The organism is Nocardioides oceani (assembly GCF_030412965.1).
In the GTDB taxonomy this organism is placed as follows: domain Bacteria; phylum Actinomycetota; class Actinomycetes; order Propionibacteriales; family Nocardioidaceae; genus Nocardioides; species Nocardioides oceani.
On record NZ_JAUHJQ010000001.1, the window covers coordinates 622,096 to 635,586 of the forward strand.

10 protein-coding genes are annotated in these 13,491 nt (G+C 74.2%); 5 read left to right on the plus strand and 5 right to left on the minus strand.

The window, feature by feature from the left end; genetic code table 11:
• Positions 1-76: 76 nt before the first annotated feature.
• Genes QWY28_RS03005 through tmk form a run of 3 tightly spaced genes read right to left on the minus strand, consistent with a single transcriptional unit; the run spans position 77 to position 3,431 of the window.
• The gene (locus tag QWY28_RS03005; protein WP_300950816.1) at positions 77-1,648 is read right to left on the minus strand and encodes an alpha/beta hydrolase; all 1,572 of its coding nucleotides are present in this window, start codon (positions 1,646-1,648) and stop codon (positions 77-79) included.
• Positions 1,645-2,802 (minus strand): DNA polymerase III subunit delta', encoded by a 1,158-nt coding sequence (locus QWY28_RS03010; protein WP_300950817.1) that lies wholly within the window; start codon positions 2,800-2,802, stop codon positions 1,645-1,647. The genes QWY28_RS03005 and QWY28_RS03010 overlap by 4 nt, the downstream gene beginning before the upstream one ends.
• Positions 2,799-3,431, minus strand: a complete 633-nt coding sequence (gene tmk, locus QWY28_RS03015; protein ID WP_300950818.1) for a dTMP kinase — start codon at positions 3,429-3,431, stop codon at positions 2,799-2,801. The genes QWY28_RS03010 and tmk overlap by 4 nt, the downstream gene beginning before the upstream one ends.
• Positions 3,432-3,495: 64 nt before the next feature.
• Between tmk and QWY28_RS03020 the strand changes: the two genes are divergently transcribed.
• The gene (locus QWY28_RS03020; protein ID WP_300950819.1) at positions 3,496-4,476 is read left to right on the plus strand and encodes a YihY/virulence factor BrkB family protein; all 981 of its coding nucleotides are present in this window, start codon (positions 3,496-3,498) and stop codon (positions 4,474-4,476) included.
• Between the two features lie 13 nt (positions 4,477-4,489).
• On the opposite strand, the gene topA is transcribed toward QWY28_RS03020, so the two are convergent.
• Positions 4,490-7,207, minus strand: coding sequence for a type I DNA topoisomerase (gene topA / locus QWY28_RS03025; protein ID WP_300950820.1), 2,718 nt, complete (start codon positions 7,205-7,207; stop codon positions 4,490-4,492).
• A 232-nt stretch (positions 7,208-7,439) separates the two neighbouring features.
• Here topA and QWY28_RS03030 point away from each other — a divergent pair, with 232 nt between their 5' ends.
• Positions 7,440-7,976, plus strand: a complete 537-nt coding sequence (locus QWY28_RS03030; RefSeq protein WP_300950821.1) for a sigma-70 family RNA polymerase sigma factor — start codon at positions 7,440-7,442, stop codon at positions 7,974-7,976.
• Complete coding sequence (locus QWY28_RS03035) at positions 7,973-8,653, plus strand: hypothetical protein (protein WP_300950822.1); 681 nt, start codon at positions 7,973-7,975, stop codon at positions 8,651-8,653. The genes QWY28_RS03030 and QWY28_RS03035 overlap by 4 nt, the downstream gene beginning before the upstream one ends.
• Here the strand turns inward: QWY28_RS03035 and QWY28_RS03040 are convergent.
• Entirely contained in the window at positions 8,634-10,106 is a 1,473-nt protein-coding gene (locus QWY28_RS03040; RefSeq protein WP_300950823.1) for a N5-glutamine methyltransferase family protein, read from the minus strand. The genes QWY28_RS03035 and QWY28_RS03040 overlap by 20 nt on opposite strands.
• 249 nt (positions 10,107-10,355) lie before the next feature.
• On the opposite strand from QWY28_RS03040, the gene QWY28_RS03045 reads away from it, so the two are divergent.
• Together QWY28_RS03045 and QWY28_RS03050 are read left to right on the plus strand one after the other, a co-directional pair.
• Positions 10,356-11,924 carry an Ig-like domain repeat protein gene (locus QWY28_RS03045; protein ID WP_300950824.1) on the plus strand — a complete coding sequence of 523 codons (1,569 nt, stop codon included), beginning with the start codon at positions 10,356-10,358 and terminating at the stop codon, positions 11,922-11,924.
• A 134-nt stretch (positions 11,925-12,058) separates the two neighbouring features.
• Positions 12,059-13,429 (plus strand): Ig-like domain repeat protein, encoded by a 1,371-nt coding sequence (locus tag QWY28_RS03050; protein ID WP_300950825.1) that lies wholly within the window; start codon positions 12,059-12,061, stop codon positions 13,427-13,429.
• Positions 13,430-13,491: the final 62 nt, after the last annotated feature.

Genomic DNA, 13,491 nt, shown 5'->3' on the forward strand with positions numbered 1-13,491 from the left:
TGAAGCGACCACAGGGTCGCTGGACACGCCGCCGGAGGACCACCGACCCGACGCCCGAGCCGGCAACGAGGACCGCTCAGCAGGTGAGGCCGTCCTCGGGGACGGTGCCGTCGAGCAGGTAGCCCTCGATCGCGTCGTCGACGCACGCGTTGCCGGAGTGGTAGCCGGTGTGCCCGTCGCCGTCGCGGGTGAGGAGCACCCCCGACTCCAGCTGGTCGGCGAGCGCCTCGGCCCAGGCGTAGGGGGTGGCGGGGTCGCGGGTGGTGCCGACCACGACGATCGGCGGGGCTCCCGAGGCGTCGACCTCGGGGGTCTCGACGGTCGCCTCGGACTCCACCCCGAGGCAACCGGCCAGCCCCCAGGCGAAGACCTCGCCGAAGGTCGGCGAGACCCGCTCGAAGGCCGGGACCTGTGTCGGCACGTCGGCGGGGTCGACGGCGGTCGGGTCGTCGAGGCAGTTGATCGCGAGGATCGCCTCGGCGCTGTTGTCGGTGTAGCCGTCGGGGCCGCGCGAGGCGTACGCGTCGGCCAGCTGCAGCAGCGGCACCCCGTCGCCCCCGAACGCCGCACCGAGCGCGCGGCTGAGCAGGAACCAGTACTCGCGGTTGTAGAGCGGCGTGACGATCCCGTAGAAGGCGTTGCCGACCGCGAGCTCCCGCTCCCCCGCGGGCAGCGGCTCGGCGTCGACCTGGTCGAGGAAGTCGGTCAGCCGCTGCAGCCCACCCTCGACCGAGTCGCCCAGCGGGCAACCGGCCTGCGCGACGCAGTCCTCGACGTAGGCGCGGAGGGCGGTCTCGAAGCCCTCGGCCTGGCCCAGCGCCTGCTGCCGCGGGGTCAGGGAGAGGTCGACCGCACCGTCGAGGACGAGACGACCGGCGCGGTCGGGGAAGAGCTCGGCGTACGTCGCCCCCAGCTTGGTGCCGTACGACGCGCCGAAGTAGGCCAGCGTCGACTCCCCCAGCGCCGAGCGCAGCACGTCCATGTCCATGGCGGCCTCGACGGTCGTCACGTGGTTCGCCAGGTCCCCCGACTCGGCCGCGCAGCCGGCGTTGAAGGCACGCTGGGCCTGCTCGAGCGCGGCGGCCTCCTCGCGGTCGTCGGGGGAGGGGTCGGCGGCCAGGAAGACGTCGAGCTGCTCGTCGGAGACGCAGTCGACCGCCGCGGAGAAGCCGGTGCCCCGGGGGTCGAAGCCGACGAGGTCGTAGCGCTCCAGCAGCCGGTCGCCGAACGCCAGGCCGGCCTGCGCGGCGTACGTCGTGCCGGGTGCGCCGGGCCCGCCGGGGTTGACCACCAGCGAGCCGATCCGTGCGTCGGGGTCCTGCGCCGGGACGCGGAGGACGGCGATCTCGATGGTCTCGCCGCCGGGCTCGGCGTAGTCGAGCGGCACGGTGAGCCGAGTGCACTCCTGGTCGCCGCACGCCTGCCAGTCCAGGCCCTGCTCGTAGAAGCGGGCCAGGGCCGGGCGGGGCGCGTCCTGCGCGCCCGGGGCCGGCGTCGTGGTCGGCGCCGGGACGGTGCGGGCGGCGTCCTCGGGCGAGCCGTCGGAGCCCGACCCGCTGGACAGCCCGGCGATCGCGATCCCGATGCCGCCGAGGACGAGCGCGGCGACGAGCACCAGCACGATGACCCGGACGGTTCCCTGCTTCATCGTCGGCTCCCCTGGTCGGGCACGCGCAGCGCGACCATCATCGACTCCAGCGCCAGCGCGACCGGCACGTTGAACTCCAGCATCTGCTCGCGCGCCTCGAAGATCCAGCCGATGCGGCGCAGGTTCAGCTCCGGCGTCGAGGTGCGGGCGACCTGCTCGACGGCGGGCCGGATGTCGGAGTTGACCAGCTCGGCGGGTGCGCCGGTGGCGATGGCGATGGCGTCGCGGTAGACCGAGACCAGGTCCATCAGGCCGCGGTCCACGACGTCGAGGTGGCGCCGCTTGGCGCGGGTCTTCTGGCCCCGCTCGAGCGTGGCGAGGGCCGGGGCGTACTCCCGTGGCCGGCGTCCGCGCTCCACCACGCCGTACGACGAGTCCAGGTCGGCCTTCTCCCGGGCGTCGAGCTCGCCGGTCAGCACGTCGGCCTCCTCCTTGGTGACCTCCGCGAGGCGGGAGGCCGCGCGCATGCAGGCGCCGAGGCTGGTCAGCTGCACCGGGATGCCGACGACCTCGGCGCGCCGGGCCCGGGCGCCCTCGTCGCGGGCGAGCGCCCGCGCGCGACCGATGTGCCCCTGGCTGGCGCGGGCGGCGTACGCCGCGAGCGACGGCTCCACGCCGTCGGCCCGGACCAGGAACCTCGCGACGTCGTCGGTCGCCGGCGTCGCGAGCGTGACCAGCCGGCAGCGCGACCGGATGGTCGGCAGGACGTCCTCGACGGTGGGCGCGCAGAGCATCCACACGGTCCGGTCGGTCGGCTCCTCGATCGCCTTGAGCAGCGCGTTGCACGCCTGGTCGGTGAGCCGGTCGGCGTCCTCCACGACCAGCACCTGCCAGCGGCGGCCGACGGGGGCCAGCGCGGAGCGGCGCACCAGCTCGCGCACCTCGTCGACGCCGATGGAGAGCTTCTCGGTCCGCACGACGGTCACGTCGGCGTGCGACCCGCCGAGCGCGGTGCGGCACTCGTGGCAGCTGCCGCAGCCGGCCTGCTCGCACTGCAGCGCGGCCGCGAAGGCGACCGCGGCGTTCGAGCGCCCCGACCCCGGCGGGCCGGTGAACAGCCACGCGTGGCTCATGCCGTGCCCCTCGGCCGCGGTCCGCAGCGCCTCGACCGAGCGGCCCTGACCGACCAGCGACTCCCAGACGGTCGCGGTCATCGCCGGGCCTGCCCGAGCAGCGGCTCGACCCCCGCACGGACGGTCGCCGCGATCTCCTCGACCGGCGCGCGGGCGTCCAGCACGAGGTAGTGGTCGGGGTCGGCCTGCGCCAGCCGCAGGAACGCCTCGCGCACGCGGCGGTGGAAGTCCAGCGACTCCCCCTCGATCTTGTCGCGGTCGGCGAACCGCTCCAGGCCCTGCTCCGGCTCGAGGTCGAGCACGACGGTCAGGTGGGGGCGCAGGTCGTCGGTGGCCCAGCGCGAGATCCGCTCGACCATCGCGACGTCCAGGTCGCGGCCGGCGCCCTGGTAGGCCAGCGAGGAGTCGACGTACCGGTCCATCACCACGACCTCGCCGCGCTCGAGGGCGGGACGCACCAGCCGCGCGACGTGCTCGGCGCGGTCGGCGGCGTAGAGCAGCGCCTCGGTGCGGGGGTCGAGGGCGCCGGTCGCCGGGTCCAGCACGAGCCGGCGCAGCTCGCGGCCGACCTCGGTGTCGCCGGGCTCGAAGGTCGAGACGACGACGTACCCCTCCTCCTCCAGCCATGCCCGGAGCCGGCGGGACTGGGTGGACTTGCCCGAGCCCTCGCCACCCTCGAAGCAGACGAGGACGCCGGTCGTTGGGTGCACGGCCCGAACCTACGTGGGGGCACCGACACCGGCCAACGCCGGGCGCCTGCCAGACTCCCCGGCCATGACCACCGCGCGCACGGTCCCGGTCACGACCGAGATGGACGGCGACGAGCTCGACGCCGAGGACGCCTGGCACCTCGCACGCCACCACGGCCTGCGGCGCGTGGCGGTCGACTCCTTCGTGCGCTTCCGGTACGGCGACGGGTTCACCAACAGCCGCGCGCTCGCCCTGCAGGCCTGCCTGGCGGTCGTGCCGTTCCTGCTCGCGCTCACCGGGCTCACCGCCGACCTCGACCAGCAGCGCCTCGCCGAGGTCGTCGCGCTGACCGTCCAGCAGGTCTCCCCCGGCCAGGGCGGCGGCGACGCGCTCGCGGGGGCGGTCGCCGGCGGGGACAGCAGCGAGGACGCCGGCGAGGTGGCGCTCGTGCTCGGCCTGCTGCTGTCGCTGGTGTCGATGACGACCGCGATGGGCCAGGTCGAGCGGGGCACGAACCGGATCTACGGCATCCGCCGCGACCGGCCCGCGCTGCACAAGTACGGCCGGGCCGCGGTGCTCACCGCGCTGCTCGCCGTGCCGGTCGGGCTCGGCTTCCTGCTGCTCGTCGCGGGCGGGGCGTTCGGGGACGCGATGGTCGAGGTCTACGGCTGGTCCGCGGGCACCGACCGGGCCTGGGACGTCGCCCGGTGGCCGACCGGCCTGCTGCTGCTCGTCGTGACGATCGCGGTGCTGCTCGACCACGCCCCGCGGCGACGCCAGCCGGCGCTGTCCTGGCTGGCCCTCGGCTCGGCCACCGCCGTGGCGGTCAGCCTGCTCGCGGCGGCCGGCCTGGCGGCGTACGTCCGGCTGAGCGGGTCGTTCGGCGACACCTACGGCCCGCTCGCGGGGATCATGGCGCTGCTGCTGTGGTCGTGGCTGAGCGCGACCGGCCTGTTCTACGGCACGGCCGTGTGCGCGCAGCTCGAGGCCTACCGCGCCGGCGAGCCGGACCCGGCGTACGACGACCCGGGCCGCCCGCACGGGCGGGCGGTCCGGGACTCCTGAGCAGCGACGCCCGTCAGGCCTTCTTGGCCGCGGCCTTCGTCGTCTTCTTCGCCGCCGTCTTCTTGGTGGCGGCCTTCTTCGCGGTGGTCTTCTTCGCCGCCGCCTTCTTGGCCGGCGCCTTCGTCGTCTTCTTGGCGCCCTTCTTGGCCGGGCCGCGCTCGCGCCGCTCGGCGAGCAGCTCGGCGGCGCGCTCGATCGTGATCGACTCGACGGTGTCGTCCTTGCGCAGGGTGGCGTTGTACTCGCCGTCGGTGACGTACTCGCCGAACCGGCCGGACTTCACGACCACCGGCTGCCCGGAGACCGGGTCGTTGCCGAGCTCCTTGAGCGGCGGGGCGGCCGCGGCGCGCCCGCGCTGCTTGGGCTGGGCGTAGATCCGCAGCGCCTCGTCGAGGGTGATCGTCAGCAGCTGGTCCTCGGAGGCCAGTGAGCGGGAGTCGGTGCCCTTCTTGAGGTACGGCCCGTAGCGGCCGTTCTGGGCGGTGATCTCCTCGCCGTCCTCGCCGGTGCCCACCACCCGCGGCAGCGACAGCAGCTTGACGGCGTCCTCGAGGGAGACGGTGTCGAGCGACATCGACTTGAACAGCGAGCCGGTGCGCGGCTTGGCCGACTTCGGGGCGTCCTCGGGGAGCACCTCGGTGACGTAGGGGCCGAAGCGGCCGTTCTTCGCCACGACCTCGAGGCCGGTCTCCGGGTGGCGGCCGAGCTGGATCTCCTCGCCGGCGGGGTTGGCGAAGAGCTCGGTGGCCTTCTCCAGGGTCAGCTCGTCCGGCGGCAGGTCGTCGGGCACGTTGGCCCGCTTGCCGATCGGGTTGCCCTCGTCGTCGGGGCCCTCGAGGTAGGGGCCGTAGCGGCCCACGCGCAGGTGGATGCCGGAGTCCGGCCCGCCCACCGGGAAGGTCGCGAGCTCCCGGGCGTCGATGTCGCCGAGCCCGTCGACGAGCTTCTTGAGGCCCTCGACGTCGCCGGAGCCGAAGTAGAACTCCGCCAGCTCGGTGCCGCGGTCCTTGCGGCCGGCGGCGATCTCGTCGAGCACGTCCTCCATCTGGGCGGTGAACTCGTAGGAGATCTGCCGGGGGAAGTGCTCCTCCATCAGCCGGATCACCGAGAACGCCAGCCAGGCCGGCACCAGGGCGGTGCCCTTCTTGTAGACGTAGCCGCGGTCGACGATCGTCTTGATGATCGAGGCGTACGTCGACGGGCGGCCGATCTCCCGCTCCTCGAGCTCCTTGACCAGCGTGGCCTCGGTGTACCGCGCGGGCGGCTTGGTCTCGTGGCCGGCGGCGGCGATCGAGGCCGCGGAGAGCGCGTCGCCCTCGGTGAGCACCGGCAACCGGGTCTCGGCGTCGTCCTTCTGCCCGCCGTCGTCGGTGCCCTCGACGTACGCCTTGAGGAACCCGTGGAAGGTGATCGTGCGGCCGCTCGCCGAGAACACGACGTCCTCGCCCGTGGCGGCCGTGCCGCCGATGCGGACCGACACCGACTGGCCGGTGGCGTCCTTCATCTGGGAGGCGACGGTGCGCATCCAGATCAGCTCGTAGAGCCGGAACTGCTCGCCGGTCAGGCCGGTCTGGCCGGGGGTGCGGAAGGTGTCGCCCGCGGGGCGGATCGCCTCGTGCGCCTCCTGGGCGTTCTTGACCTTGCCGGCGTAGGTGCGGGGGGCGTCGGGGAGGTACTCCGCGCCGTACAGCTCGCGCACCTGCGACCGCGCCGCGTCGACCGCGGCCCCCGACAGCGTCGAGGAGTCGGTGCGCATGTAGGTGATGAAGCCGTTCTCGTAGAGCCGCTGCGCGACCGACATCGTCACGCTCGCGCTCATGCCGAGCTTGCGACTGGCCTCCTGCTGCAGCGTCGTGGTGCGGAACGGCGCGTACGGCGAGCGGCGGTAGGGCTTGGACTCCACCGAGCGCACCTCGAAGGTGCTCTCCTGCAGCGCCTGGGCGAGCGCCTCGGCGCGCGACCGGTCCAGGTGCACGACCTTCGCGCCGTCCTTGAGGACGCCGTCCTGGGTGAAGTCCGAGCCGCGGGCCACGCGGACGGCGTCGACCGAGTGCAGCTTGGCCGGGAACATCCGCTGGTCGTGCTTCGAGCCGGCGTCGAAGGTGGCGTCGAGGTCCCAGTACGACGCGACCCGGAAGCGCATCCGCTCCCGCTCGCGGTCGACGACCAGGCGGGTCGCGACCGACTGCACGCGGCCGGCGGAGAGGCCGGACATGACCTTCTTCCACAGCACCGGGCTGACCTCGTAGCCGTAGAGGCGGTCGAGGATGCGGCGCGCCTCCTGGGCCTCGACGAGGTCCATGTCGAGCTCACGGGGGTTCTCGGCGGCGGCGAGGATCGCGGGCTCGGTGATCTCGTGGAAGACCATCCGGCGCACCGGGATGCCCTTCGGCTTCAGCTCGTCGAGCAGGTGCCAGGCGATCGCCTCGCCCTCGCGGTCCTCATCGGTGGCGAGGAAGAGCTCGTCGGCGTCCTTGAGCAGCGACTTGAGCTTCTTGACCTGGTCCTTGGAGCGCTTCGGGACGACGTAGTACGGCTCGAAGCCGTTGTCGACGTCGACCGCCAGGCGGCCCCACGGCTTGTCCTTGATCTTCGCCGGGGTGTCGGCGGCGGACTGCGGCAGGTCACGGATGTGGCCGACCGAGGACTCGACGACGTACCCCTGACCGAGGTAGCCCCCGATCTTCTGGGCCTTCGCCGGGGACTCGACGATCACCAACTTGTGTGCCACGGACCTGTCATTTCCTCACGTTGCCGGGTCGGAGCCGCGGTTCCCGGGGCTCACGGCCGCTCACGGTAGCGCGTGCTGTCCACCCGCCCGCCCCGGCGGTGCGGCGACGGGCCCGGTCGTGTGCCCCACGACGCGCCCCGTCGCGACCTCGGGCACACGACCCTCAACGTTCCGGCGCGCGCCACCGTCAGAGGGGGGACAGTGACGACCAGGACGACCAGGGAGACGACCCGTGCCAGGTGACGACGCCGCCGGCGACGCCGACTTCGCCGACTTCGTGGCGGCGCACCAGGGTGTGCTGCTGCGCCTCGCCCACGCGCTGACCGCGAACCCCCACGACGCGTGGGACCTCACCCAGGAGACGCTGGCGCGCCTCGGCGAGCGGTGGGACCGGCGGCGGCCCGACGTGCCGGAGGCGTGGGCGCGGACGGTGATGGTCCGGCTCAACATCGACCGGGTCCGCCGGCTGCGCCGCGAGCTGCCGCTGCTCGGGGGCGGCGAGCGCGCGGGCACGCCGGTCCAGCACGCCGGCGAGGCCGAGGGGTGGCTGGTCGAGGCGCTGGCCACGGTGAGCCCGCGGCAGCGCACCGCGCTGGCGCTGCGCTACGTCGAGGACCTCGACGTGCGCGGGATCGCCGAGCGGATGGGCTGCTCGGAGGGGACCGTCAAGAGCCAGCTGTCCCGCGGCACCGAGCGGCTGCGGGAGCACGCCCGCCACCACCTCCCCACCGTCCCGGGCTCGACCCGACGAGAGGACGCAGTGCGATGAACCAGACCACCGAGCACGACCCGGCCATCGGCGCCGCCTACGACCGGCTGGGGGCCACGCTGCGGGCGCCGGCCGACGGTCCGGACCGGGTCCGGCGCCGGATCGTCGTACGCCGCCGGCGGCGCCGCGCGGCGACCGGGCTCGCCGCCCTCGTCCTCGTCGGCGGGGTCGGCGCGGCTGCGGTGACCACCGGCGGCGAACCGGACCGCGCGGTCGACGTCGCGACCCAGCCCCCGGCGGACGGGCTCGGCACGACGCTCGCCGACGGCACGACGTACACGTTCGAGGGCGTCGAGGTGACCTGCACGGAGGGGACGATCACCGCGCAGACGCGGCCGGAGCTCGTGGGCCGGGGCGAGGACGAGCGGCTGGTCGAGCCCTTCCTCCACATCGAGGCGCGGCCCTCCGTGCTCGCGCCGGGCACGACTCTCCGCCTGCCGCTCGAGGGACCGGGCGGCTCGGAGGACAACCCGCTGCTGCTGTTCTTCGCGACCGACGACGCCGGCCCCGAGCACCACAACGAGCTCTCGAGCGCCGAGGACGGCTCGAGCGGGACCGTGGTGGTCCACGAGGCCTCCTGCGGGCCCGAGCCGGTGCTGTCGCTGACCGTGGACGCGGTGCTCGGCAGCGAGCTGGCCGATCGGCCGGCGATGCCGCTCACGGGCGAGTTGCGGTGAGGAAGCCCTCCTCGACGAGCTCGGCCACGACCGGCAGGTAGGTGGCGCGGGTCTCCGCCGCGTCGCGGTCGGTGAGCTGGGCGACGGCGTCGAGGATCTGCCCGACACCGAGCTCGCCGTCGCAGGCGCCCACGAGGGCCGCCTCGACGGTGTCGACCTGGCGGGCCCGGCGCAGCCCGCGCTGCTGGCGCAGCACGATCGCCTCGGGGTCCTCGGCGCCGACCGGGCCGACGGTCTCCTGCCGGACGTCCTCCCGGGTCGTCAGCACCGCCTCGGGACCGACCGGCACCCCGCCCGCTCGGCCCCAGGCCGCGATGGCCGGGCCGATCGGCTGCTCGACGTCGTAGGGCCAGTCCAGGAAGGTACGGCGGCGCGCGCCGGCACCGACCTTGTGCAGGTTGACCCAGCCGAAGCCGATCGCCTCGACGCCCTGCTCCTCGAACCACGAGAGCCAGGTGTCGTAGCGCACGAGGTAGTCCGGCGCGCCGTGCTGGCCGGCGTCCTTGAGCCACAGCTCGACGTACGCCGCGGGGTCGAGCAGCTCGCGCTGGACCACGAGCGCGTCGCAGTCGTCGGCGATCCACGGGCCCAGCCGCTCCTCCCACGACCGGCCCTCGACGACGGCCCAGTTGGCCAGCACCTGGCACCAGCCGCCGTCCGCGAGGTGCGCCGGGGCCGCCCGGACGATGTCCTCGACGACGCGGTCGCCGGGCAGGCCGGAGTCGCGGTAGACCAGCCGCTCGCCGGTGGCCGGCGAGATCACGAACGGCGGGTTGGTCGCGATGAGGTCGAACCGCTCGCCCGCGACCGGCTCGAAGTAGGACCCGTCGCGCACGTCGATGCTGCCGGCGACCTCGTTGAGGGCCGCGTTGAAGCGGGTGACCCACAGCGCCCGCCGGTTGACGTCGGTCGCGACCACCTGGTCGACGTGGGTCGCGAGATGCAGCGCCTGCACGCCGCAGCCGGTGCCGAGGTCGAGCGCGCGGCCGAACGGCTCGCGGATCGTCAGCTGCGCCAGCGACGTGGACGCCGAGCTGATGCCCAGCACGTGGTCGGCGCCGACCGCCTGCGGGCCGCCGTCGAGGCCGGGGGTGAGGTCGCTGACCACCCACAGGTCGCGGCCGTCGGCGGCGTACGGCCGGACGTCGAGGCGGGCGGCCACCTCGCCGACCGTCTGCTCCACCAGCCCCTCGGCGGCCAATCGGTCGACGAGGTCGGGCAGGGCGCGCTCGGCCGCGGCCAGCTCGACGGGCGTCTGCAGCAGGAACAGCCGCACCAGGGTCTCCAGCGGCGAGCCGCCCTGCGTGCGCCGCAGCCCCGGCGTCGTCTCGTTACGGGCGAGCGCGGCATGGGCGTGCGGGCCGAGCAGCTCGGCGACGGCGTCGTAGGTGAACCCGGCGACGGTGAGGGCGGCGCGCAGACGTGCCGGCAGGTCGGAGGCGGAGGTGCTCATCGGATCGAGCCTAGGGCCTCGATGACCACCCCCCACCGCCCGCACGGGTCATCCGGTCGACGGGACCGGTCGCCGGGCATGGCCCGGGTGGACTAGTCCGATCGGGCCATACCCGGTCAAAGAGCCCTCCTAATCGAGCCCGGAGCCCCTAGGTTCGGAGGTGGGGAGCAACACGACATGGCGCGCTCGGCGCGTCGTCAGACCACACGCCCGGCACCGGCTCGGGCGTCCGATGGGGAGGGAACCCGCATGCCCACGCACCACCGCGCCCTGAGCGCGCTCGCCACCACCGCCCTGCTGTCCTCGGGCCTCGCGCTCGGCACGGCCGGCGCCGCCGAGGCCGCCCCGGCGCAGCCCGCGACCGTCGTCCGGACGCAGTCCGCCGACGGGCTGGGCGACCTCATCGCGCTGGTCACCAACCCGGTCCTGAACCTGCTCGGGGGCGTTCCCGGCGTCGGCCAGGCCGTCTCGGTCACCGAGCCCGTCGTCGACAACCTCCTCGGGGTCCTCGACCTGGACATCGTCTGGCTGTGCGACGGCAACGAGATCCCCGGCTCCCAGGGCTTCTGGACCTTCGTCCCGACCGAGGCCCAGGCCGGCTGCCAGCTCGCCGCGAAGACGATCGCCACCGTGCTGGGCGTCCCGATCTCGGGCATCACCAGCGTCGTCGAGATCCCGCTGCAGAACCTCCCCGGCGCGGTGAAGTCGCCGGTCGCCACCAAGGCCGTCGCGGTCCCCGCCACCGCGAAGGTCGGCACGCTCGTGGCCGCGACGCCTCCGGTGTGGGACGAGAACGCCACCGACGTGGTCACCACCTACCAGTGGCTGCGCGCGGGTGCCCCCATCGCGGGCGCCACCACGGCGACGTACACCCCGACCGCCGAGGACCTCGGCAAGGCGCTCTCGGTCCGTGCGACCGGCACGCGGGACAAGGCACCCGAGCCCACCGTCTCCACCAGCAGCGCGGTCACCGTCGCCCAGGGCGACGCGCCCACCGCCACCGTGCAGCCCGCCGTCCAGGGCGTCGCCGAGGTCGGGGAGACCCTGGCCGTCAGGCCGCCGACCTGGTCGGGCACCGGCACGACGGCCAACACCTACCAGTGGCTGCGCGACGGCCAGCCGATCGCCGGCGCCACCACCGCGACGTACGTCGTGACCGCCGCCGACGCGGGCAGGGCGCTGTCGGCGAGGGTCACCGGCACGCGCACCGGGTACGCCGCCGGGACGGCCACCACCGCGCCGGTCACCGTCGGGGCCACCGAGCCGCTGACCGCGACCGTCCCGCCGAGCATCGCCGGGCCGGCCGTCGTCGGCCAGACGCTGACCGCCTCCCCCGGCACCTGGAACGCCCCGGGCGCGACGTTCACCTACGTCTGGCGCCGCGACGGCATCACCATCCCGGGCGCCACGTCGCCCACCTACCTCACCCAGGTCGCCGACATCGGCCGGACCCTGAGCGTCGTGGTCACCGCGACCGCCGCCGGGTTCACCGAGGCCTCGGAGACCTCCCGTGCCGTCAGCATCGCCCGGCTCTCCTCGACCACGGCCGCCTCGCTGACCAGCCGGACCGTCCGCAAGGGCACCAAGGCCACGCTGCGGATCGCGCTCCAGGCAGCCGGGAAAGCCCAGACCGGCCAGGTCGAGGTCCACGACGGCCAGCGGCTGCTGAAGACCGTGTCCGTGGCGGGCCAGCGGACGATCAAGCTCCCCAGGCTCGGCGTCGGCAAGCACCGGATCCGGGTCGCCTACGTCGGCTCCCGCACCACCGCCCCGTCGGCCTCGAAGGTCCTGGTGCTGAAGGTCGTCAAGAAGAAGTGACCGGCCCCGCCGGTCCAGACCACCGGGGCCCCGCGGACGATCCGCGTGTCCCACGTCACTCCCCGCCGTACCGTCGCGAGCGGAGGAAGCACTTTTCCGGCGTCCGTGGGAGGACGCCGACATGGGAGGGAAACATGCAGTCGTACAAGCGCGCCCTGGGCGCCGTCGCCACCGCGTCACTGATCAGCACCGGGCTGGTGGCGGGCTCCGCCGTCACCCCGGCGCACGCCGCACCGGCCGCGCCGGCCGCGGACCTTCCCGGGCTGCCGCCCCTGCCGGGCATCCCCGGCGTGCCGGGCATCCCCGGGCTGCCTGGTATGCCCGAGCTGCCGGGTCTGCCCGGCGTCCCCGGGCTGCCGGCGCCGACCACGCCGCCGTCGCTCTCGCTCGAGACGATCCCCGGCGTGGGCGAGGTCCTCAAGCTCACCAAGCCGCTGTTCGAGACGCTGCCGGTCAACCTGGCCACGCTGCTGTCGTTCGACGTCTCGTGGCTCTGCGACGGCTCGCTCATCACGCTGCCCGGCGGCGCCGACCCGTGGCAGTTCGTGCCCACCGAGGCGCAGCAGGGCTGCCAGGTCGCGGCGAAGGTGACGACCACGCTCCTCGGCTTCCTGCCGCTGGAGATGATCACCTCCGCCGTCCAGCTGCCCGGCGCCGCGGCCGAGGCTCCGAAGGTGGAGACGGCGGCCAGCATCAAGGGCCTGGCCAAGGTGGGCCAGCTGCTCACCGCGACGGCGCCGACGTGGAAGGACAGCAACGGCGTCGAGACCACCTACCAGTGGCTGCGCTCCGGCGTCCCGATCCCGGGCGCGACCGCCCTGACCTACACCGTCGCCCCCGAGGACGGCCAGAAGGCGCTGACCTTCCGGGCGACCGGCAAGAAGGGCGACCTCACCACCGTCTCGAGCGCCGAGGTCACCCCGGTGCTCGGCGACGCGCCCACGGTCATCAGCGCGCCCACCCTGGGCGGCCAGCCGGTCATCGGTCGCACGCTGTCGATCAGCCCCGGCACCTGGAGCGGCACCGGCCCCGTGCAGTTCGCCTACCAGTGGATGCGCGGCGACCAGGCGATCTTCGGCGAGACCGGCTCGACGTACGTCGTGCGCGGCGCCGACGCCGGCCAGCAGGTCTGGGCGGTCGTCGCGGCGACCCGGACGGGCTACCAGCCCGGCCGCGCCAGCACCGACCCGCAGCAGGTCGCCAAGGCGAGCAGCACGGTCACCGTCGGGCTGGCGAAGAAGAAGATCGCCCGGGGCGCCAAGGGCGTCCTCACGATCCGGCTCGGCGCCGACGGCCTCACGCCGGCGGGCTCGGTCACCGTCCTCGACCGCGGCAAGGCGATCAAGAAGTACGTCGTCCGCGCCTCCGACAACGGCCGCAAGTCGGTGACCCTGCCCAAGCTCAAGCCGGGCAAGCACCAGCTGCGCGCGGTGTACGCCGGCAGCACCACGGCGGCCGGCTCGCGGTCCGCGGCGGTCGTCCTGACCGTGCTGAAGAAGAAGTAGCCCCACCCGCAACGCACGAGAGCCCCCGACGCGGTCGCGTCGGGGGCTCTCGTGCCGGTACG